Raw genomic sequence first — 21,092 nt, forward strand, 5'->3', positions numbered from 1 at the left:
CCGGGGCATTGTGCCTTAATCCAACGTGCGGCGGAAGCGCGTCACGGCAATGGTCATGGCGAGCAGCATCAGGACCGCTAATGCCAGCGCATCGAAACGCAAATTCTGCATGGTCGCGCCCTTCAGCATGATGGCGCGGACGATGCGCAAATAGTGCGTCAGCGGCAGGCACTCGCCGACATATTGCGCCCAGACCGGCATGCCCGCGAACGGAAACATGAAGCCCGACAACAAAATGCTCGGCAGGAAGAACATCATCGACATCTGCATGGCCTGGAGCTGGTTCTGCACTAGGGTCGAGATCGTGTAGCCGATCGCAAGATTAGTGCTGATGAACAGGGTCGACAGAACGGCCAGCAGGAACAGGTTGCCGAGTATCGGCACGCCAAACAGGACGACGCCGATGCCGATGATCAGGAAGGCCTGGACGAACCCGACCAGCACGTAAGGGATGATCTTGCCGAACATCACCTCGACTGGCTTGATCGGCATCGACAGCAGGTTCTCCATCGTGCCGCGCTCGACTTCGCGCGTGACCGAGAGCGCGGTGAAGATCAGCATGGTCATGGTGAGGATGGTGCCGACGAGACCGGGAACGATGTTGAGGCTCGACGCCGCGGCGGGGTTGTAGCGCGCATGTGCGCGGATCTCGAACGGCATCTCCGGGGGATCGCCGATGTAGAGATCGTGCTTGAGTGCGGTCTGCACGACCATGCCGAGTGAGCCGATCGCCGCGCTCGCTGCGACCGGATCGGTCGCGTCGGCGGCGACCAGCAGCGCCGGTCTGTCGCCGCGCCGCACCGCCCGCTCGAAGCCGCGCGGAATCTCGACGCCGAACAGAACCTTGCCGGATTTCAGGAGATTGTCGAAATCCTCGACGTCGTGCACCTCGTAGAGGAAGCGGAAATATTTGGTGTTCTCCAGCGCCTTCAGAATCGAGCGGGCGAGATCAGAGTCCTCCTGGAGCAGCACCGCACTCGGCAGATTGTGGGGTGTGGTGTTGATGGCATAGCCGAACAAGAGGAGCTGCATCACCGGCAGCATCACGATCATCGCGAACGACACGCGATCGCGCTTGAGCTGGATAAACTCCTTGACCAGCATCGCATAGGAGCGTGTCCAGAAACCAAAGCGCTCCCGGATCGCGTGCTGTGGTTCGGGATGATCGACGGCGCTCATTGGAAATTGTCCTTGGAACGGCCCATCAATTCGATGAACACGTCCTCCAGTGACGGCGACGATTTATTCCAGTGCAGCCCGCTTTTCGCCTGCCACGGCGCGACGCTGGCTTCGAGCGCGGCGACGTCGCGCCCCGAAACGTGCAGCGAGGTGCCGAACGGCGCCACCATGTCGATTCCGGGCTTGCCGGTGAGCCCGGCCGCGAGCTCGTTCAGCCCCTCGCCTGTCACGGTGTAGGTCGTCAGCGCGGATTTGGCGATCACCTCCTCCACGGTGCCGTGCACCAGCAGATGGCCATAGGCGATGTAAGCAATCTCGTGACAGCGCTCGGCCTCGTCCATGTAGTGGGTCGAGACCAGCACGGTGAGACCGTCGGCCGCGAGCGCATGGATCTCGTTCCAGAAATCGCGCCGCGCCTTGGGATCGACGCCGGCGGTCGGCTCGTCCAGCAGCAGCAATTTTGGACTGGACAGCGTGCAGGCGCCTAGCGCCAGCCGCTGCTTCCAGCCGCCGGAGAGTTCGCCCGCGAGCTGCTCCTCGCGGCCCGAGAGCCCCAGCCGCTTGATCATGTCGCGCGCGGCGCCGCGCGCATCGCGAAGGCCATACAGCCGCGCGACGAATTCGAGGTTCTCGCGGACAGAGAGATCCTGATAGAGGCTGAAGCGCTGGGTCATGTAGCCGACCTGGCGCTTGATCTTGTCAGCGTCGCGCCGGATGTCGTAGCCGAGACAGGTGCCCTCGCCGCTGTCGGGCGTGAGCAGGCCGCAGAGGATGCGGATGGTCGTCGTCTTGCCCGAACCGTTCGGGCCGAGGAAGCCGTAGATCGAGCCGCGCTTCACCTGCATCGACAGATCGTGCACGACTTCGCGTCCGCCGAACGACTTGGTCAGGCCCTTGACGTCGATCGCGATGCCGTTGTCGCCGCTCATCGCTTGTCCGCCACGGGCGTTTTTGGAGTGAGATAGACGTCGATCGGCTGTCCGACCCGCAACGCGTCGGGCCGCGACGGCCGCGCCTGAATCAGGTAGACGAGCTTGTTGCGCTCCTCGAGGCTGTAGATGACGGGCGGGGTATATTCGGCCGAAGTCGCAATGAAATAAATCTTTGCGGTGAGATCGGCCGCGCAATTGTCGCACGCGATCCGCACCGTGTCGCCGATCGCAAGCTTCGGCAGCTCGGTCTCCGGCACGAAGAAGCGCAGCTTCATGTTTCCGGGCGGCATGATCGAGAGCACGGGCCGCTGCGCCGCCACCATCTCGCCCTCACGAAAATAGATCTGCTGGACGGTGCCGGCGACTGGCGCAAAACCTTTGCGCCGCGCCATCCGCGTCTCCGAGGTCGCCACCCGTGCCTCGGCAACGCGCAAGGAGGAGACCGCGGAATCGAGATTGGCCTGCGTGCCCGAGCCGGTCTTGCTCAGCGAAGCCGCGCGATCATAGGTTTGCTGCGCATTCGCCAGCGTCGCCTTGTTCTGGTTGAGGTCGGCAAGCTGGAGATCGTCGTCGACGGAATAAAGGTGATCGCCGACCTTGACCTCGTCGCCCTCGCGGATGTTCAGCTTCGTCACGCGGCCGGCCTCGTCCGGGCTGACATAGATCATGTCGGCCTCGACCCAGCCCTGGAAGCCGGGATCGCGCTTCTCCTTGCAACCGGCAAGTCCGGTTGCGAGGGCTAGAATCGCGATCGAACAGAACCGCGCCGAAAACTGAATCGCGTTTGGCGGCAGCAACCGCTGTCGACCGCTCAACCTGAGGAGCCGCGAAGCGGCGTCTCGAACGGCGAAGGGCCACAGCCGGGCCTGCATCCTTCGAGACGCGCGTTCCGCGCTCCTCAGGATGAGGTGAGAGATGTTCTGCGACGACCTCATGTCGTCCTCCGTTCGCCAAAAATCAAATCGAGATGGACCCGCAGCATGTCCTGCGCATCAAGCGGCGCGTGCCGCGCAAACAGGCTCTGCCAGATCACCGCGATCATCGCCGGCGCGACCAGGATTTGCGGGTAGCGCGCGAGGTTCTTCTCGCGGATCTCGCCGCGGGCAATGCCGAGCTCGATCAGCGCGCGCATGCCGGCCATTCCGCGCGAGACGACCTCGCGGTAGTAGAAGTCGGCGACGGAAGGAAAGCGCGGCCCCTCCGCTACGATCAGCCGCACGAGATCGCCGCGCCTGGTGCCGATGACCTCCTTCAAAAAATTGCTGGCAAAAGCCTCGACGAGATCGCGCACCGAGCCTGTCGGCGGCGGCAACGCATTCAGCTTCGTCACGACGGGCACGATCACGGTGCGCACCAACTCCTCGAACATCGATTCCTTGTCCTTGAAGTGCAGATAGATCGTGCCCTTCGCCACGCCCGCGCGCTTCGCGATGTCGTCGAGCCGCGTCGCGGTAAAGCCGCGCACGATGAACTCCTCCATCGCCGCGTCCACGATCGCCGCGCGCCGTTCCGCGGCACGCGTGGCGCGGCTCGACGCGGGCGCCTCGTCGCTTCTGGCGACCACAGAGGCCTTCGCATTGGCTCGAGCTGCGGACGGGGTGGCGGTTTTGGTCGGCTTCCTTGTCATGCCAGATTTGTGACTGACTAGTCAGTCATTGTCAAGTCAGGGCCAGACGTAAACTGGCTAATGAATTAGTCTTGACTAATTCATTAGCCGATGCTAATTGAACTACTATGATTGAAACCGCCCGAAACCCAGTCACCAGCGTCATGCGCGCCCTCGCCGATCCAACCCGGCGCGCGGTGTTCGAGCGCGTGTTCGAGAGCAAGGAGATCAGCGTCGCCGAACTCACGCGCGGCAGCGGCGTGACCCAAGGCGCGATCTCGCAACATTTGAAGTCCCTCAAGCAGGCCGGCCTGGTCGCCGAGCGCGCCGAGGGCCGCAACGTCTATTACCGCGCCGCGCCGCAAGGACTCGAGCCGCTGGTCACCTGGATGGACCATTACGGCGTGTTCTGGCGCGAGCGTTTCCAGAACCTGCGTGACCTCTTGAAGGAGATCGATCCGTGAGTGCTGTTGAATTGAAAGCCGAGACAAAAGACATCGTCATCGACGAGGTGCTCCCTCACGCGCCGGAGACGATCTGGAAGGCGCTGACCAGCGCCCAGCTGATCGCGCGCTGGCTGATGCCGCCGACCGGTTTCGAGGCCGTCGAAGGCAACACTTTCACCTACCAGACCACGCCGGGCGGCGCCTGGGATGGCGTCATCCATTGCCGCATCCTGGAAGTCATGCCGAACCGGCGCCTCGTCTATGCCTGGAAGGGCGGGGATGAGCGCAACACCGGCTACGGCGCGCCGCTCGACACTGTCGTGACGTGGTCCCTCACCCCGGTCGAGGCCGGCACGCGGATCCGTCTGGTTCATGCGGGCTTCGTCATACCCAGGAACGAATCGGCCTACACGGGCATGAGCGGCGGCTGGAAGAAGGTCGTCCGCCAGCTCGACGAGATCAGCGGCGAAGACAGGTAAGAAGACAAGTAAGGAGTTATCGCAATGACCAAGCCCTTTACCGGCGGCTGCGCCTGCGGCTCGATCCGCTATTCGATTCTGGGCGAGCCCCTGTTCAGCAATCACTGCCAGTGCCGGGACTGCCAGCGGGAAAGCGGCAGCGGCCATGGCTCGTACATGACCTTCGCGCGCGCCGGTGTCACAGTGATGGGCGAGGCGAAGCACTGGGACATGGTCGGCGACAGTGGCAACGTGAAGACTCGCGGTTTCTGCTCCGTCTGCGGCTTGCCGGTCTACATGACCTTCGCGGCGATGCCTGACATCTTCACCATCCGCGCCGCAAGCCTCGACGAGCCCGCCCGCTACAAGCCGCAAGTGGTGACCTACGCCGCGCGCGGTCATGACTGGGATCGCCTCGACCCGGACCTGCCGAAGTTTGAGGGCATGCCGCCGGGGTGAGGCACTGGCCCCACGTGGGGGTGTGCTCCCTCTCCCGCTTGCGGGAGAGGGTTGGGGAGAGGGTGTCTCACCAACGGGACAATCCCCTAGTGGAGAGAACCCTCACCCGGCGCGTTGCGCCGACCTCTCCCGCAAGCGGGAGAGGTGAAACCAACCAGCACCTACGTCAGCTATGGAATTTCAAGCCATCGACGATCTTGTCGATCACCTTGCGCTCGGCGCGCATTGCGAGACCGACGAGATTGAGGTCAGTGCGCGCCACCGCCCTCACCGCCTCGCGATTGGCGGCATCGTGCGTGGTCCTGAACATGTCCTCGGTGTAGACCGCCGCCGCGACGTTGCGCGTCAGGGCCCGATCGAGCGCGCGCGCGAGCGCCTGACCGTCGGCGCCGTAGATCAGGATCGGCTGGCCGATCAGCGCGTGATATTTGGTGCCTGATGCATCTTCATAGGGTTCGCCGATGCATTCCGGAAAGGCCGCGGCGATGCCGCTTGTGAGGAAGGACGCGACGTTGAGCTTCTGCCAGGCCGCAAGATCGGCGCGGATCACGATGGCGACCTTGGTATCGAACTGCATGCATATCCCTAACTGTTATTCCGGATACGATGCTACGCATCGCCCCGGAATGACAGCAAGAGGAATTACCCCTTGACGTCGCAGGCCCAGGCGCGGATCACACATTCCTTGCCGCCGAACTTGTAGCATTCGCGCGTCGCGGCATTGAGCGAGGCCGAGATCTTCGGCTTGACGGCATAGCCATAGGCGCCGCAGGGATTGGAAAGGTCGACCGACATCGCCGCGCAAGCACGCTTCATCGTCACGGTCGTGCAATCGCCCTTGCATTGCTTCTGCGCCGCCGCACGCGCTTCGTGCTCGGCACCATAATCGAAGGCTTGGCCGTAGGCGCCGCACTTGCCGACTGCAAATGCGCCGGCGGCGTGCGCATCCGTGATGTGGCGCGCGCCGGCGACAAAAACCGACAGCGCAAAGAAAAACATCGCGCAACGGCGCGCGACGACGTTCGAAGGCATGGAAATCCCCTCCCCCCAAGGCAGGTGAAGGCGACTGTAAGCCGCGGTCGTTTCCAGATGGTGAACGGGGGGTTGAAAACAGCCGTGCAGGGCGGATTGGCCGAGCGCAATCCACCAAAGTACCTCACCGCGGAAGCAGAAGTGGTGGGTTACCCTAGCGGACTGCGCTAGCGCGCAGCCGCAAGGCTAACTATCCCCGTCTTGCCGCTTCCAGCGCCTGCGGCGTGTCGATATCGAGGAAGGCACTCTTGCCGTCGACCGGCACTTCGGCAACCGCTTCGGTATGCTTGACGATCAGGTGGCGCGCGCCGACATCGCCGTCGAGCGTCATCAACTCCTTGAAGAAGCGGCGCGACCACAGCACGGGGTTGCCGCGGCGGCCTTCGCTGACGGGCACGACGATGAGATTGCCGCGGTCCGGCGCAAAGCCGTCGATGAGGCGGTCGATCAGGCCGGCATCGATCAGCGGCATGTCGCCGAGGCAGACCACAGCACCGTCGGAAGCCTCGGGGACGGCCGCGATGCCTGCCTTGACCGAGCTTGCGATGCCGCCGGCAAAATCCGGGTTCTTGACGAACCGCACCTTCAGGCCTTGCAGTGCCTGCTCGACCAGCTCGGTCTGATGGCCGGTGACGACGATCACCTCGGATGCTTTCGACGCCAGTGCCTGTTCGGTCGCAATCCGCACCAGCTTCCTGCCGTCGAGCTCGGCGAGCAGCTTGTTCGGTCCGCCCATGCGGGTCGAGCGTCCCGCCGCGAGCACGATGGCCGCGATATTGCTGTTGCCTTCGATCTCCGGCTTGGCGCGCGGCTGCGGCCGCGTCACGATCTCCATCAGAAGGCCGCCGACGCCCATGCCCATCAGCTCGGAACGCGTCACCTTGATGCCGGCAAGGAGCCGCATCAGCACCCAATCAAAACCGTTCTCGACCGGCGAACGCGCGCAGCCGGGCGCCCCCAGCACCGGCACGCTGCCGGCACGGGCGATCAGCAGCAGGTTGCCGGGATCGACTGGCATGCCGAAATGCTCGATCTCGCCGCCGATCCCGGTGACGGCCGCCGGAATCACGTCGCGGCGGTCGGCGATCGCAGACGCGCCGAACACGATCACGAGTTCAGCGCCAAGAGCGAGCAATTCCTTGATCGCGGCTGACAGCGCCTGCTCCTCGTGCTGGACCCGCCGCTCCGCGATGATGCCGGCGCCGGCCGGCGCGAGCCGCTCGGCGGTGACGCGCAACGTCTTGTCGATCACCTTGGAGGACAGGCCTGGCAGCAGCGTCGAAACCACGCCAACGCGCTTGATCACGTACGGCGCGATCTTCAGCACGTCGCGGCCCGCAGCCTTCACCGCGGCATCGCGCAAGTTTCCTTCGACGCCGAACGGGATGATCTTGACGGTGCCGACCATCTCGCCCTCGACCACCGGCTTGAAGGCGGAGAGCGTCGCGAAGGTGATGGCCTCGTCGATATTGTTGATGCGGTCGACCGCGCCGCGGTCGATCACCAGCACGCCCGGGCGAGCCGCAAACAGATTGGCGCGGCCGGTGAAGGCGCGCTCGACATGAATGCCCTCGCCGCCGACGGCGAGCGCGATGCCGGCGGCGGCAATGTCCTCGGAGACATCGCCCTCTTCCATCCGCACCACCACGACGTCCTTGATGCCGGCCCGCTCCAGCGCCTCGATCTCGGCCGGGCCGATCGTCGTGCCTTTCTTCAGCACCAGCGGTCCCTGGCGAAGGGTGTGGACGGTCACCCCGCCGATCGCATCCTTGGGGCTCGCCGGGCCGAATTTCATGCCGCTTCTTCTTTTTCTTTGGGCGGCAGGCGGAGCACCGCCGTGATCTCGGCCATGATCGACACCGCAATCTCGGACGGCGAGACCGCGCCGATTGCAAGCCCGATCGGCGCGTGGATGCGCGCGATGTCGGAGTCATTGGCGCCTTGCGCCCGCAGCCGGTCGCCGCGCTTGGCATGCGTCTTCCGCGAGCCGAGCGCGCCGATATAGAAGCACTTGCGCTCGAAGGCGTGCAACAGCGCGGGGTCGTCGATCTTTGGATCGTGCGTCACCGCGACGAAAGCCGTGTAAGCATCGACGTTGAGCGGCGGCAGCGCCGTGTCAGGCCATTCCGCGACCAAGGGAACGTCGGGGAAGCGCTCGGGGCTTGCAAAGGCCGTGCGCGGATCGACCACCGTGACGTCGTAGCCGAGCGAGCGCGCCAGCGGCGCCAAGGCCTGGCTGATATGGACCGCGCCGACGATGACGAGCTTTGCAGTCGGCGCGTAGACGTTGAGGAAAATCTTCTTGCCGCCGGCTTCGACACTGGCGCTCTTGCCCATGCGCAGTTGTTTGTCGAGCTCAGCTCGCAAGGGATCCTTGGCAAAATCGTTGGCCTTCACCAGGCGCTGCTCGCCGCTCTCGGTGTCCGTCACCAGAATGACTGGCCGGCGCGCGGCGCGCTCGGCATTGAGTTCGTGCAAAATTGCGAGCTTCACGGCTAGCCGACCTTCTCGACGAAGACGCGAATGGTGCCGCCGCAGGACAGGCCGACATTCCAGGCAGTTTCGTCGGCCACGCCAAACTCCAGCATCCTGGGCTTGCCGCTCTGGATCACATCCATGGCCTCGGTCACCACTGCGCCCTCGACACAGCCGCCGGAGACCGAGCCCAGGAACGTGCCCTCATCGTTGATGACAAGGCTTGAGCCTGCCGGGCGCGGTGCCGAGCCCCAGGTCTCCACCACGGTTGCGAGCGCGACGCCACGGCCGGCCTTTTGCCAGTCTTCGGCGGCCTTCAGAATATCCTCGTCGCGATCGAGCATGGCTACCTCTCAAGCTGCGGAGCGGATCAGGCTGCGGTGATGCGGCGGCAGCGGCCGGGAGAGCGTGCTGATCAGCTCGTGGATCGAACTCAAATTATGCACGGGACGGAATTCGTCAACGTGCGGGAGCATCATTTTGATGCCCTGCGCCTTGGCCTCGAATCCGCCGAACCGCAGCAGCGGGTTGAGCCAGATCAGCCGCCTGCAGGAGCGGTGCAGCCGGTCCATCTCGAAGGCGAGCTTGGAATCGGCTTCCCGCTCCAGCCCGTCGGAGATCAGCAGCACGATGGCCCCCTGGCTCAGCACGCGCCGCGCCCACAATTTGTTGAAATTGTGCAGCGAGGCCGATATCCGCGTGCCGCCGGCCCAGTCCTCGACCGAGGCCGAGCAGCTCGCCAACGCCTCGTCAGGGTCGCGCTGGCGGAGCGCCCGGGTCACGTTGGTGAGCCGGGTGCCGAACAGGAACACCGAGACTCGCTTGCGGGCGTCGCCGACAGCATGGAGGAAATGCAGGAACAGGCGGGTGTACTCGCTCATCGAGCCCGAGATATCCAGCAGCGCCACGATCGGCGCCGGTTTCTCGATCCGCCCGAGGCGATTGATGTCGATGATCTCGCCGCTGGTGCGCAGGGACGCGCGCAGCGTGCGGCGCAAATCGATGCGCAGGCCGTGGGGATCGGGCCGGTGCCGGCGCGTGAGCAGTTCGGCCTGCGGCAGCCGCATCCGCTCGATGGCGCGCAACGCCTCGGTAATCTCCGCCGCGCTCATCTGCGCAAAGTCCTTCTTCTGGAGGATCTCCTTGTCCGAGACCGACAGGCGCAAATCCTGCTCCTGGTGCTGCGGTGTCTCCGTCATGCGCGGCTGCGACATCGCCTCCTGCACGCGGCGCGAGCCGGCTTGCGGCTTCTTCTTGGCCTGCTCCGGCAACGGCACCGAATCCAGCATGTGCTTCCACTCTTCCGACGCGCGGAAGAAAAGGTGGAAGGCCTGTTTGAAGATCAGCGCATGCTCGTGGCGCTTGACGAAGATCGCCTCCAACGTGGTGAAGACGTCGGCGCGGTTGCCGATGTCGATTACCTGGAGCGCGCTCATGGCATCGATGACGGCGCCCGGCCCAACCGGCATGCCCGCCGAACGCAATGCGCGGGCGAAGCCGACGATATTGTCGGCGAACTGCTCGGTTTGCTCAGGTGCCAAGTGATTGATGGCCATGGTTCAGTACTCTCACTCGTCATCCCGTCGCGGCGCGCCGAATGACGAGCTCAGTCGTGACGCGGAAGCGTCAATTCTCGCTCGTCGCTTCCTTCAGCACCTTCTGCAAGGTGTCGCCCTGCATCCGCGTGATGTCGTCCTGATACTTGAGCAGCGCACCCAGCGTGTCGCCGACCACTTGCGGGGTCAGCGAGCGGGCGTCGAGCTCGGACAAAGCGGTGGCCCAGTCGATGGTCTCGGCGACGCCGGGAGATTTGTAAAAATCCTGGTTACGCAGCGCCTGGACGAAGCGCACGACCTGCTGCGACAGTTTTGCGGAGATGCCGGGCACGCGCGACTTGACGATCGCGAGCTCGCGATCGGCGTCGGGATAATCGACCCAATGATAGAGACAGCGCCGCTTCAGCGCGTCGTGAATCTCACGGGTGCGGTTGGAGGTGATGATGACGATCGGCGGGTTCGGTGCCTTCACCGTGCCGAATTCGGGGATCGTCACCTGGAAGTCGCTGAGGATTTCGAGCAGATACGCTTCGAATGCCTCGTCGGCGCGGTCGAGCTCGTCGATCAGCAGCACCGGCGGCCCGGCGACGTCAGGCTCGAGCGCCTGAAGCAGCGGCCGCTTGATCATGTAGCGCTCGGCGAAGATGTCGGACGACAATTGATCGCGATCGGTGTCGCCGGCGGCTTCCGCCATCCGGATCGCGATCATCTGCGCGGCGCTGTTCCACTCGTAGACTGCCGAGGAGACGTCGAGGCCTTCGTAGCATTGCAGGCGGATCAGCTTCCGTCCCAACGCCGCCGACAGCACTTTTGCAATCTCGGTCTTGCCGACGCCGGCCTCCCCTTCCAGAAACAGCGGCCGGCCCATGCGCAGCGACAGATAGGTCACCGTGGCCAGCGATCGCTCGGAGAGATAGCCGCGCGACGTCAGGAGTTCGAGCATCGCATCGACCGATGCCGGCAAGGCACCGGACGTATTGGCCGTTGAAGTCATGAAAAAGCCAGTCTCGCTACGCCCTCACCGGGGACAAGTTTGGGCCGAGGCGTGAGGATCACTCACTCCTTGGCGTTGGCGGCGTCGAGGGCACGCCGCGTCAGCACTCCGATGAGGTGCGCGCGGTATTCGGCACTGCCATGGATGTCGCTGTTGAGGCCGTCCGCCGGCACCTCGATGCCATCAAGCGCCTTCGCGGCGAAGCGCTTCTTCAGAGCTTCCTCGAAGGCGGTGACACGGAACACGCCATCCGAACCGGCGCCTGTGACCGCGACCCGCACGTCGGAGGGACGCCGCGCCACGAACACGCCGACCAGCGCATAGCGCGAGGCCTGGTTGCGGAACTTGATATAGGCCGCCTTCTTCGGCAGCGGGAACATCACCTTGGTGATGATCTCGTCGGCTTCGAGCGCGGTCGTGAACAGGCCCTGGAAATACTCTTCCGCCTTGAGGCGGCGCTTGTTGGTGACGATGGTGGCGCCGAGCGCCAGCACCGCAGCCGGATAGTCCGCGGTCGGATCGTTATTGGCGAGCGAGCCGCCGAGCGTGCCCTTGTGGCGCACGGCCGGATCGCCGATCTGGCTTGCCAGATCGGCCAGCGCCGGGATGGCTTCACCGACGATCGCGGAGCTTGCGACCTCGGCATGCCTGGCGGTGGCGCCGATCACGAGCGCGCGGCCCTTCATCTCGATCGTGTTGAGCCCCTCGATGTGGGAGAGGTCGACCAGATGCGGCGGGCTGGCGAGGCGCTGCTTCATGACCGGAATCAGCGTGTGACCGCCGGCGATCACCTTGGCGTCCTCGTTCTTCACCAGGAGGTTGGCGGCCTGCCGCACGGTCCCGGGGCGATGGTATTTGAAATCGTACATCTGAATGTCCTGATCGCAGAGTGCGCGCGCGGTTACGCGAGGTCGGATTTCGCCATCGCCTTGGCGCCGGCGGAGATCGAGGTGACGATATTCTGGTAGCCGGTGCAGCGGCAGAGATTGCCTTCCAGCTCCTCGCGGATGGTGTGATCGTCGAGCTCGTTGCCCTTGCGATGGACGAGGTCGATCGCGGTCATGATCATGCCGGGCGTGCAGAAGCCACACTGCAGGCCATGGTGCTCGCGGAAGGCCTCCTGCATCGGATGCAGCGGCGCGCCGTCGGCGGCCAGCCCCTCGATCGTCTTGACCTCGTGGCCATCAGCCATCACGGCCAACGTGGTGCAGGACTTCACGGCCTTGCCGTCGAGATGGACGACGCAGGCGCCGCACTGCGAGGTGTCGCAGCCGACATGGGTACCAGTCAGGCGCAGATTTTCGCGCAGGAACTGCACCAGCAGGGTACGGGGATCGACATTGGCCGTTACAGGATTGCCGTTCACGATGAGGGAGATTTTTGCCATAAGCACTCTCTATCAGCGCCCCGACGAGTCCCGTCGAAGCGGTTCTTATAATTATTCCAACCCATCATATGGGCCATTATGCCCCGGGGCAACATCACAGGGAACGCAAGGCGCCATGCCGAAAGGCGCAATGCTTAAGGTATCGGCCTTCAGCCCTGTACCGCCTTGGCGAAGTTCGCGAAAAATTCGTCGCCCAGTTTCTTGGCGGCGCCGTTGATCAGGCGCTGGCCCAGCTGCGCCAACTTGCCGCCGATCTGCGCCTCGACCTCGTACGACAAAAGCGTGCCGCCGTCCTTCTCCGCAAGCTTGACCACGGCGCCGCCCTTGGCGAAGCCGGCCACCCCGCCCTCGCCTTCGCCGGAGATCTTGTAGCCGTTCGGCGGGTCGAGATCGCTCAGCGTGACCTTGCCTTTGAAGCGCGCCGACACCGGGCCGACCTTCATTTTCGCGGTCGCACGAAAGCCGCCGTCGTCGGTCTTCTCCAGCTCCTCGCAGCCGGGGATGCAGGTCTTCAGCACCTCGGGATTGTTGAGCTTCTCCCACACGGCCTCGCGCGGCGCCGCAAGCTGGACTTCGCCGTTCATCGTCATGGCCATGGGGTGCCTCCCGGGATGCGTCACTATGATGCTGCTCAAGTAACGCACGGAGGCCACAAAGGAAAGGGTGGCACCCGGTCACGTGCAATGCATATTCGCACCTGCAAAAAGCCTGCGCCCGATGGTTGGGGATTGGCAGAGCCGAGGCATGGTGATTAGGTCCCGCACGATATGAGCACATCCCTCTCCCCCCTGCTCGCGCCGATGCTGTCGAGCGCGGCCATGCGTGCAGTCTGCGACGACCGGACGACCCTTCAGAATATGCTCGATTTCGAGGCAGCCTTGGCCCGGGCCGAAGCGGCCACGGGTGTGATTCCCGCATCCGCGGTGGGCCCGATCGAAGCCGCATGCAAGGCTGATACCTTTGATATGGCTGCGCTGGCCGAGGCCGCGACGCGATCCGGCAATCTCGCGATCCCTCTGGTCAAGACGCTGACCTCCAACGTCGGCAAGGCCGACGCGGAGGCCGCGCGCTACGTGCATTGGGGCGCTACCAGCCAGGACGTCATCGACAGCGCGACCATGCTCACGCTGCGCGCCGGCATCGATGCGCTGGACGCCGACCTCAGCCGCGCCATCAAGGGCTTTGCCGCGCTGGCACGGAAGCACCGCAACACCGCGATGGTGGCGCGGACCTGGCTCCAGCACGCGCTGCCGATGCCGTTCGGGCTGAAGGCCGCCGAATACGCCGCAAGCCTTGCCCGCGCCCGCTGCCGCCTGCGGCGGCTCTCCCGCGAGGGCCTCGCGCTGCAATTCGGCGGAGCGGCCGGAACGCTCGCAGCACTCGGCGACAAAGGGCTCGTGGTGGCCGAACGGCTGGCGCAGGAGCTGAACCTGCCGCTACCGGAAGCGCCCTGGCACACCCATCGCGACCGGATCGCGGAGGCGGCATCGAGCTTTGCGATTCTCGCCGGCAGCTGCGGCAAGATCGCGCGCGATGTCTCGCTGCTGATGCAGACCGACGTTGCCGAAGCGTTCGAGCCCGCCGGGGAAGGCCGCGGCGGCTCCTCGACCATGCCGCACAAGCGCAACCCGGTCGCCGCCGCGAGCGCGCTGGGCTGCGCGACCATGGCGCCGCAGCTCGCCGCGACGATATTCGCTGCTCAAGTGCAGGACCACGAGCGGAGCGCCGGGCCCTGGCATGCGGAATGGCCGACGCTGCCGCAACTGATGCTGGTCACCTCGGGCGCGCTGGCCGCGATCGTCGACATCGCCGAAGGGCTTGATGTCGATGCGGCGCGCATGCGCAGCAATCTCGATGCCACCCACGGCCTGATCATGGCGGAAGCGGTCACCTTTGCGCTGGCCGAGACAATCGGCAAGAGCGATGCGCATCATCTCGTCGAAGCCGCGAGCAAGCGCGCGGTTGCCGAGAGGAAGCATCTGCGCGAGGTGCTGTCGGCCGATTCGCAGGTCACCGCGCATCTTTCGCCGGAAAAAATTGCGGCATTGTTCGAGCCGATGGCCTATCAAGGGGCTTCCCAAACCCTGATCGACCGCTTGCTCGACAGCCTCGAGCGCGAATAGAGCAGCCCTGAGCGGAAACAAGACGGAGACGCCCGCATGCCCATGATCGATGCCGACGGTTGCCTGATCAACGTCTCCGTCGAGGGCCGCGACGGCGGGCCGACCTTGATGCTCTCCAACTCGCTCGGCTGCACGCTGCAGATGTGGGAGCCGCAGATGAAGGTGCTGACGCAGATATTCCGCGTCATTCGCTACGACCGCCGCGGCCACGGCAAGTCCAACGTTCCGGCCGGCCCGTACACGATGGAGCGCTTCGGCCGCGACGTCCTGGCGATCCTCGACGACCTCAACATCGAGAAGGTGCATTGGTGCGGCCTCTCGATGGGCGGCATGGTCGGGCAATGGCTGGGCGCCAACGCGCCGGAGCGGTTCGGCAAGCTGATCCTCGCCAACACCTCCTGCTACTACGCCGAGCCGACCAAGTGGCTCGAGCGCATCGACGCCGTGAAGAAAGGCGGTATCGCGGCGGTCGCTGATGCCGTTATCGCCGGCTGGCTCACCCAGGATTTCCGCGAGCGCGCGCCTGACGTCTCCGCCAGGATGAAGTCGATGCTGCTCGCCACTCCGGTCGAAGGCTATCTCGCGTGCTGCGAGGCGCTGTCGACGCTCGACCAGCGCGCGCTGCTGCCGAAGATCAAAAGCCCGACTCTGGTGATCGCCGGCCGCCACGACATGGCGACGCCGATTTCGGCGGGTGAATTGATCCGCTCGAACATTCCCGGCGCGAGCATGACCATCATCGACGCCGCCCACATTTCCAATGTCGAGCAGCCCCACGCGTTCACTGACGCGGTGGTGGGCTTCTTGACGCAGCGATAGCCACAGCCGTCATTGCGAGCGCAGCGAAGCAATCCAGAAAATCCCTCCGCGGTGACAGACTGGATTGCTTCTTCGCTTCGCTCCTCGCAATGACGAAGGAGGAGAACAGCATGGACGACCAGAAACGCCGCGATGCCGGCACGAACGTGCGCCGAAAGGTGCTGGGCAATGCCTGGGTCGACAAGTCGATCGCAGGTCGTAATGCGTTCAACACCGACTTCCAGGACATGATCACCCGCTATGCCTGGGGCGAGATCTGGACGCGGCCGCATTTCGACGAGCGCACGCGGCGGGTGCTGGTGATCGGCACCATGGTCGCGCTCGGGCAATGGGACGAATTCCGCCTGCATGTGCGCGCGGCGCTCGCCGAGGGCGGCTTCACGCCCGACGACATCAAGGAAATCCTGCTGCAGCAGGCGATCTATTGCGGCGTGCCGGCGACGAACCACGCCGTCAAGGAAGCCTCAGCGATTGTGCAGGAGCTCGGCCTGTTCAAGACCTAGCGGCGGAGTAGCCTCGACGGTCTGCGGGACCGCTGCCGGCCGCTCGATCACAATCACGATGGCGGCACCGAGCAAGAGCAGGAGCTCGGTGGCGTGCAGCCGCAGCGCGGCCATCTCGCCGACCTTCGAAGCCATGATCATGCTGGCAAACGAGATCAGGCTGCCGATCGCAAGCGCAATGCCGAGCGCCTCGTCGCTGCCGCCGTTCTTGCGAATGCGGGGAACGCAGAGCAGCGCGAGGTAGATCGCAAAGAACGCCACCACGGTCGCTCGGCCCAGCGCCAGCAGCCAGGCGGCGCGCACGGTGTCCATTCCCGCCATTTGAAGATGGTCGCTGAGGAAAAGAGCCACTGCGACGCTCGGCCGCTCATAGAGGCCGTGCACCGGCGCCACCATGATGTTGAAGGCAACGAGGGTCCAGGCCGGGATGAAATAGGCCGCCAGAAGTACGCCGTTGACCGAACCGATCCGCCAATTTCCGAACATGCCGCTTCCCGTTTCGCTTGGCCCGCGCCTTCGAAGGCTTTGCCGAGAGCTAACTCGCATCAGACCGTGGCGGCAATTTAAACCCTTTGTTTACCTTAACTGCCCGGCCGGGCGACGCGGCCCACGGAAAAAGCCCCGCCTCCCGGCGGGGCCTTCTGCGATGGCCATTGTTCTTGGCTCTCAACTCTACTTGTTGTCCTGACCGTGCTGGCCGGACTTACCACCCTGTTGCTGGCCCGGCTTGTCACCCTGGCGCTGCGGACTCTGTTGCTGCTGGCCCGGTTTCTGGCCGCCGCCCTGCTGCTGACCGGGGTTCTGGCCCTGCTGGCCGGGATTCTGGTTCTGCTGGTTCGTCATATCGGGAAACTCCCTTGTCGGACGTCCGAGGTGAGATAACGGCCGGCCCCGATTTTGGTTGCCCCGCGGAACCCGGTTCCTCGCGCGTGTCGGAACCGGATCATGACGTCCGTAACGAAATCAGTTCTGTACAAGCCTTTATGCCGAGGCGATGGCCAGTTGCAGCCGCCAGTTCCCTCCTGTTACAAAACCAGGAGAATGCTCAGGGGTTGCCGGGGCCCGAGAACTCTTCAAAGAGCTCCCTTTGAGCCCTCGTCAGGTTTGGTAACGGCAGCCCATGGATTATTTCGCCCAGCAGCTCATCAACGGCCTCGTGCTCGGCTCCATCTACGGCCTGATCGCGATAGGCTACACGATGGTCTACGGCATCGTCGGCATGATCAACTTCGCTCATGGCGACATCTTCATGATCGGCGGGTTCATCGCCCTCATCACCTTTCTGCTCCTGATCTCGACCGGCCTGACCGCGATCCCGGTGATCCTGCTGATCGTGCTTCTGGTCTCGATGGCGATCACGGCACTTTACGGCTGGACCATCGAGCGCATCGCCTACCGACCGCTGCGCCACTCCTTCCGCCTCGCTCCGATGCTGTCGGCGATCGGCATGTCCTTCGTGCTGACCAACTATTCGCAAGTGGCGCAAGGCGCCCGCGTCAAGCCGATCCCGCCGCTCATCACCGGCGGCTATACGCTGCATGAGAGCGCGGACGGCTTCGTGATCCAGCTCTCCAACATCCAGATCATGGTTGTCGTCACCACCATCGTGCTGCTGGCGATCTTCACCTGGCTGGTCTCGCGCACCCGGCTCGGGCGCGACATGCGCGCCTGCGAGCAGGACCAGACCATGGCGGCACTGCTCGGCGTCAACGTCGACCGCACCATCTCCATGACCTTCGTGATCGGTGCTGCGCTCGCCGCGGTGGCCGGCCTGATGTACCTGCTCTATTACGGGCTGGTCGATTTCTTCATGGGCTTCGTCGCCGGCATCAAGGCGTTCACCGCTGCCGTGCTCGGCGGCATCGGCTCGCTGCCGGGCGCGATGCTCGGGGGGCTCGCGATCGGGCTGATCGAGACGTTCTGGTCGGCCTATTTCTCGGTCGAGTACAAGGACGTCGCCGCCTTCTCGATCCTGATCGTCGTGCTGATCTTCATGCCGACCGGCCTGCTCGGCCGCCCCGAAGTCGAAAAAGTCTGACGGTCGCGCGCGTGAAAACTCCCTCGATCAATACGGCCAAAGCTCCATCGGGCATCCCCGCTCTCCTGAAGACCGCCTGCTTCAACGCGTTGATCGCGCTGGTGCTGTTCTCGCTGATGATCGGCATCCGCACCGAGGCGGGTTCCGACGGCCAGCTCACCTACTGGACGCGTTTCGGCGACCTCGCATCCATCGTCGCCGCCGTGTTCGGCGGCTCGATCGTGATCGAGCTGCTCAGGCAATGGATCGGCCCGACCGGCGCCGAGAAGCTGGTGCCGCCTGCGTTGCAAAGCGGCATGTCGTTCGTCGGCCGCTATCTCGCACCGGCGCTCCTGATCTTCACGCTGCTGGTGCCTGTGATCTTCTATGACCAGCGCTACATCCTCGACCTCGCAATCCTCGTGCTCACCTATGTGATGCTGGGCTGGGGACTGAACGTCGTGGTTGGCCTCGCCGGCCTGCTCGATCTCGGTTACGTCGCCTTCTATGCGGTGGGCGCCTATTCCTACGCGCTGCTCGCCACCAATTTCGGCTGGTCGTTCTGGGTCTGCCTGCCGCTTGCCGGCATCCTTGCCGCATTCTGGGGCGTGCTGCTCGGCTTCCCCGTGCTGCGCCTGCGCGGCGATTACCTCGCCATTGTGACGCTTGCCTTCGGCGAGATCATCCGCCTGGTCATCATCAACTGGCAGGACCTCACCGGGGGCCCCAACGGCGTCTCCAGCATTCCTCGCCCCTCCTTCTTCGGCATCCCGCTCGACAACAGCGACAACGGGCTCGCCGCCAAACTCGGCATCGAGTATTCGCCGACCCACCGTATCGTCTTCCTGTTCTATCTGATCCTGGCGCTTGCGCTCCTCACCAACTGGGTGACGATCCGGCTGCGCCGCCTGCCGATCGGCCGTGCCTGGGAGGCGCTTCGCGAGGACGAGGTCGCCTGCCGCGCGCTCGGCATCAACACCACGACCACCAAGCTCACGGCATTCGCGACCGGTGCGATGTTCGGCGGCTTTGCCGGCGCGTTCTTCGCAACCCGCCAGGGCTTCATCAGTCCGGAATCCTTCACTTTCCAGGAATCGGCGCTGGTCCTCGCCATCGTCGTGCTCGGCGGCATGGGCTCGCAGCTTGGCGTGGCACTCGCCGCGCTCGCCATGATCGGCGGCTTCGAACTGTTCCGCGGCCTCGAGAATTACCGCATGCTGGTGTTCGGCATGGCGATGGTGCTGATCATGATCTGGCGGCCGCGCGGCCTGATCGGCCATCGCGCACCGACCGTGTATCTGACCAAGGCGCAGGCGATCTCCTCCGACCTCGTCAAGGAAGGGCACGGATGAGCGCCGACGAGATTCTCAGCGTCGACCGGCTGACCATGCGCTTCGGCGGGATCGTCGCCGTGCAGGACCTGTCGTTTGCAGCCGAGCGGAAGAAGATCACCGCGCTGATCGGGCCGAACGGCGCCGGCAAGACCACAGTCTTCAATTGCATCACCGGCTTCTACAAGCCGAGCGGCGGCGCCATTCGCCTCACCCATGGCGACGGCAAGGTGATCGCGCTGGAGCGATTGAACGATTTCCGTATCGCCAAGCAGGCCAAGGTCGCCCGCACCTTCCAGAACATCCGCCTGTTTCCCGGCATGACGGCGCTGGAAAACCTGATGGTGGCGCAGCACAACGTACTGATGCGCGCCTCCGGCTTCACCTTCCTGGGCCTTGTCGGCGCCCCCGTCTATCGCGACGCCGAAAAGCAGGCGATCGATCTCGCCACCGACTGGCTCAAGCGCATCAATCTGCTCGATCGCGCCGACGACGCCGCTGGCAATCTCGCCTATGGCGACCAGCGCCGGCTGGAGATCGCGCGCGCGATGTGCACCGAGCCCGCGCTTCTGTGCCTCGACGAACCCGCCGCCGGCCTCAACGCGCGCGAGAGCGCGGCCCTGAGCGAGCTGTTGCTTTCGATCCGCAACGACCTCGGCACCTCGATCCTGCTGATCGAGCACGACATGTCGGTCGTGATGGAGATCTCCGACCATATCGTGGTGATGGACCATGGCGTGAGGATTGCGGAAGGCTCCCCGCGCGAGGTTCGCGACGATCCCAAGGTCATCGCCGCCTATCTCGGCACCGATGAGGAAGAGGCCGTGGCCGTGATGGAGAGCGGGTCGTGACGCCGGCCCCCGCTCCCCTGCTCGCGATCCGCAGCCTTCGCGCCGCCTACGGCAAGATCGAGGCGCTGAAAGGCGTCGACGTCGAGATCAACGCCGGCGAGATCGTGGCGCTGATCGGCGCCAACGGAGCCGGCAAGTCGACGCTGATGATGACGATCTTCGGCAAGCCGCGCGCCCGCGCCGGCCAAATCCTGTACGAAGGCCGCGACATCACCGGCGTTCCCACCCACGAGATCGCGCATTTGCGCATCGCGCAATCGCCGGAAGGCCGCCGCATCTTCCCGCGCATGAGCGTGGCGGAAAACCTCCAGATGGGGGCGGACGCGACCGAATGTACCGACGGCGAACGCGAGGCGACGCTCCAACGCGTGTTCGCGCTGTTTCCGCGGCTGAAGGAACGCTACGCCCAGCGCGGCGGAACCCTGTCCGGAGGCGAGCAACAGATGCTGGCGATCGGCCGCGCCTTGATGAGCCGTCCTCGCCTGCTCCTGCTCGACGAGCCTTCGCTTGGGCTGGCGCCGCTGATCGCGCGCCAGATTTTCGACGCGATCCGCACTCTGAACCGGCAGGACGGCTTGACCGTGCTGATCGTCGAGCAGAACGCCAACCATGCGCTCAAGCTCGCCCATCGCGGCTATGTCATGGTCAACGGCCTGATCACGCTGGCCGGGACCGGCGCCGAGTTGCTGCAGCGCCCCGAGATTCGCGCCGCCTACCTGGAAGGCGGGCGGCACGGCTGAGGCGCCCGAGAACGAACCCTCAAGAGCCAAGTCTGCGGACCCGCGTGCGGCTGAATGTGGCGAGATATCTGCGCCAATGCCCGTATTTTGCCGGTGACTTCTCCCAAGATTCATTCAAGAATGGCGCCGGTTTGAACCGGGCATGCCCGGCAACGTCCACAGGCGACCACCCTCGAGGTATCTC

At 64.6% G+C, this 21,092-nt stretch carries 26 protein-coding genes; 10 read left to right on the forward strand and 16 right to left on the reverse strand.

Going from position 1 to position 21,092, the window contains the following annotated elements; genetic code table 11:
• Window positions 1–15: 15 nt before the first annotated feature.
• Genes IVA74_RS00950 through IVA74_RS00965 form a run of 4 tightly spaced genes read right to left on the reverse strand, consistent with a single transcriptional unit; the run spans window position 16 to window position 3,738 of the window.
• Complete coding sequence (locus IVA74_RS00950; RefSeq protein ID WP_247338958.1) at window positions 16–1,179, reverse strand: ABC transporter permease; 1,164 nt, start codon at window positions 1,177–1,179, stop codon at window positions 16–18.
• Complete coding sequence (locus tag IVA74_RS00955) at window positions 1,176–2,108, reverse strand: ABC transporter ATP-binding protein (RefSeq protein ID WP_247338960.1); 933 nt, start codon at window positions 2,106–2,108, stop codon at window positions 1,176–1,178. Before IVA74_RS00955 ends, IVA74_RS00950 begins: the two co-directional genes overlap by 4 nt.
• Window positions 2,105–3,046, reverse strand: coding sequence for an efflux RND transporter periplasmic adaptor subunit (locus tag IVA74_RS00960; protein ID WP_247338962.1), 942 nt, complete (start codon window positions 3,044–3,046; stop codon window positions 2,105–2,107). The genes IVA74_RS00955 and IVA74_RS00960 overlap by 4 nt, the downstream gene beginning before the upstream one ends.
• Window positions 3,043–3,738: a TetR/AcrR family transcriptional regulator gene (locus IVA74_RS00965; RefSeq protein ID WP_247338964.1), complete on the reverse strand. Its 696-nt coding sequence runs from the start codon at window positions 3,736–3,738 to the stop codon at window positions 3,043–3,045. The genes IVA74_RS00960 and IVA74_RS00965 overlap by 4 nt, the downstream gene beginning before the upstream one ends.
• 107 nt (window positions 3,739–3,845) lie before the next feature.
• On the opposite strand from IVA74_RS00965, the gene IVA74_RS00970 reads away from it, so the two are divergent.
• Genes IVA74_RS00970 through IVA74_RS00980 form a run of 3 tightly spaced genes read left to right on the forward strand, consistent with a single transcriptional unit; the run spans window position 3,846 to window position 5,080 of the window.
• Window positions 3,846–4,181, forward strand: a complete 336-nt coding sequence (locus IVA74_RS00970) for a metalloregulator ArsR/SmtB family transcription factor (protein ID WP_247338966.1) — start codon at window positions 3,846–3,848, stop codon at window positions 4,179–4,181.
• Window positions 4,178–4,642, forward strand: coding sequence for an SRPBCC domain-containing protein (locus tag IVA74_RS00975; protein ID WP_247338968.1), 465 nt, complete (start codon window positions 4,178–4,180; stop codon window positions 4,640–4,642). Before IVA74_RS00970 ends, IVA74_RS00975 begins: the two co-directional genes overlap by 4 nt.
• Window positions 4,643–4,666: 24 nt before the next feature.
• Complete coding sequence (locus IVA74_RS00980; RefSeq protein WP_247338971.1) at window positions 4,667–5,080, forward strand: GFA family protein; 414 nt, start codon at window positions 4,667–4,669, stop codon at window positions 5,078–5,080.
• Window positions 5,081–5,246: 166 nt separating this feature from the next.
• On the opposite strand, the gene IVA74_RS00985 is transcribed toward IVA74_RS00980, so the two are convergent.
• The 10 genes from IVA74_RS00985 to IVA74_RS01030 form a co-directional block, all read right to left on the reverse strand.
• Window positions 5,247–5,657, reverse strand: a complete 411-nt coding sequence (locus tag IVA74_RS00985) for a DUF2000 family protein (protein ID WP_247338973.1) — start codon at window positions 5,655–5,657, stop codon at window positions 5,247–5,249.
• 65 nt (window positions 5,658–5,722) lie between these two features.
• Entirely contained in the window at window positions 5,723–6,112 is a 390-nt protein-coding gene (locus tag IVA74_RS00990; RefSeq protein ID WP_247338975.1) for a DUF4189 domain-containing protein, read from the reverse strand.
• Between the two features lie 190 nt (window positions 6,113–6,302).
• Window positions 6,303–7,907: a molybdopterin-binding/glycosyltransferase family 2 protein gene (locus IVA74_RS00995; protein WP_247338977.1), complete on the reverse strand. Its 1,605-nt coding sequence runs from the start codon at window positions 7,905–7,907 to the stop codon at window positions 6,303–6,305.
• A complete protein-coding gene (locus tag IVA74_RS01000) occupies window positions 7,904–8,605 on the reverse strand; it encodes an XdhC family protein (RefSeq protein WP_247338979.1) in 702 nt (233 codons plus the stop codon). Before IVA74_RS01000 ends, IVA74_RS00995 begins: the two co-directional genes overlap by 4 nt.
• Before the next feature lie 2 nt (window positions 8,606–8,607).
• A complete protein-coding gene (locus IVA74_RS01005) occupies window positions 8,608–8,931 on the reverse strand; it encodes an XdhC family protein (protein ID WP_007602422.1) in 324 nt (107 codons plus the stop codon).
• Window positions 8,932–8,940: 9 nt separating this feature from the next.
• The gene (locus IVA74_RS01010; RefSeq protein WP_247338981.1) at window positions 8,941–10,143 is read right to left on the reverse strand and encodes a VWA domain-containing protein; all 1,203 of its coding nucleotides are present in this window, start codon (window positions 10,141–10,143) and stop codon (window positions 8,941–8,943) included.
• Between the two features lie 70 nt (window positions 10,144–10,213).
• Window positions 10,214–11,137, reverse strand: a complete 924-nt coding sequence (locus IVA74_RS01015) for a MoxR family ATPase (protein WP_247338983.1) — start codon at window positions 11,135–11,137, stop codon at window positions 10,214–10,216.
• 62 nt (window positions 11,138–11,199) lie between these two features.
• Window positions 11,200–12,006, reverse strand: coding sequence for a xanthine dehydrogenase family protein subunit M (locus IVA74_RS01020; RefSeq protein WP_247338985.1), 807 nt, complete (start codon window positions 12,004–12,006; stop codon window positions 11,200–11,202).
• 32 nt (window positions 12,007–12,038) lie between these two features.
• Window positions 12,039–12,524: a (2Fe-2S)-binding protein gene (locus tag IVA74_RS01025; RefSeq protein ID WP_247338997.1), complete on the reverse strand. Its 486-nt coding sequence runs from the start codon at window positions 12,522–12,524 to the stop codon at window positions 12,039–12,041.
• Between the two features lie 149 nt (window positions 12,525–12,673).
• A complete protein-coding gene (locus tag IVA74_RS01030) occupies window positions 12,674–13,120 on the reverse strand; it encodes a carbon monoxide dehydrogenase subunit G (RefSeq protein ID WP_247338999.1) in 447 nt (148 codons plus the stop codon).
• Window positions 13,121–13,291: 171 nt separating this feature from the next.
• Between IVA74_RS01030 and IVA74_RS01035 the strand changes: the two genes are divergently transcribed.
• The 3 genes from IVA74_RS01035 to IVA74_RS01045 all read left to right on the forward strand — a co-directional run bounded on the left by IVA74_RS01035 (window position 13,292) and on the right by IVA74_RS01045 (window position 15,969).
• The gene (locus IVA74_RS01035; RefSeq protein ID WP_247339001.1) at window positions 13,292–14,647 is read left to right on the forward strand and encodes a 3-carboxy-cis,cis-muconate cycloisomerase; all 1,356 of its coding nucleotides are present in this window, start codon (window positions 13,292–13,294) and stop codon (window positions 14,645–14,647) included.
• A gap of 36 nt (window positions 14,648–14,683) precedes the next feature.
• Window positions 14,684–15,466, forward strand: a complete 783-nt coding sequence (pcaD, locus tag IVA74_RS01040; RefSeq protein WP_247339004.1) for a 3-oxoadipate enol-lactonase — start codon at window positions 14,684–14,686, stop codon at window positions 15,464–15,466.
• A 110-nt stretch (window positions 15,467–15,576) separates the two neighbouring features.
• A complete protein-coding gene (locus tag IVA74_RS01045) occupies window positions 15,577–15,969 on the forward strand; it encodes a carboxymuconolactone decarboxylase family protein (protein WP_247339006.1) in 393 nt (130 codons plus the stop codon).
• On the opposite strand, the gene IVA74_RS01050 is transcribed toward IVA74_RS01045, so the two are convergent.
• Window positions 15,931–16,455: a hypothetical protein gene (locus IVA74_RS01050; RefSeq protein ID WP_247339008.1), complete on the reverse strand. Its 525-nt coding sequence runs from the start codon at window positions 16,453–16,455 to the stop codon at window positions 15,931–15,933. The two genes, IVA74_RS01045 and IVA74_RS01050, sit on opposite strands and share 39 nt — an antisense overlap.
• A gap of 186 nt (window positions 16,456–16,641) precedes the next feature.
• Window positions 16,642–16,812: a hypothetical protein gene (locus tag IVA74_RS01055; RefSeq protein ID WP_247339010.1), complete on the reverse strand. Its 171-nt coding sequence runs from the start codon at window positions 16,810–16,812 to the stop codon at window positions 16,642–16,644.
• Between the two features lie 277 nt (window positions 16,813–17,089).
• Here IVA74_RS01055 and IVA74_RS01060 point away from each other — a divergent pair, with 277 nt between their 5' ends.
• Genes IVA74_RS01060 through IVA74_RS01075 form a run of 4 tightly spaced genes read left to right on the forward strand, consistent with a single transcriptional unit; the run spans window position 17,090 to window position 20,908 of the window.
• Window positions 17,090–18,007 (forward strand): branched-chain amino acid ABC transporter permease LivH, encoded by a 918-nt coding sequence (locus IVA74_RS01060; RefSeq protein ID WP_247339012.1) that lies wholly within the window; start codon window positions 17,090–17,092, stop codon window positions 18,005–18,007.
• Window positions 18,008–18,018: 11 nt separating this feature from the next.
• Window positions 18,019–19,338, forward strand: coding sequence for a high-affinity branched-chain amino acid ABC transporter permease LivM (gene livM, locus IVA74_RS01065; RefSeq protein WP_247339014.1), 1,320 nt, complete (start codon window positions 18,019–18,021; stop codon window positions 19,336–19,338).
• The gene (locus IVA74_RS01070) at window positions 19,335–20,168 is read left to right on the forward strand and encodes an ATP-binding cassette domain-containing protein (protein WP_247339016.1); all 834 of its coding nucleotides are present in this window, start codon (window positions 19,335–19,337) and stop codon (window positions 20,166–20,168) included. Before livM ends, IVA74_RS01070 begins: the two co-directional genes overlap by 4 nt.
• Entirely contained in the window at window positions 20,165–20,908 is a 744-nt protein-coding gene (locus IVA74_RS01075; RefSeq protein ID WP_247339018.1) for an ABC transporter ATP-binding protein, read from the forward strand. Before IVA74_RS01070 ends, IVA74_RS01075 begins: the two co-directional genes overlap by 4 nt.
• Window positions 20,909–21,092 lie beyond the last annotated feature (184 nt).

It is taken from the genome of Bradyrhizobium sp. 132 (genome assembly GCF_023074185.1).
Taxonomy (GTDB): Bacteria; Pseudomonadota; Alphaproteobacteria; order Rhizobiales; family Xanthobacteraceae; genus Bradyrhizobium.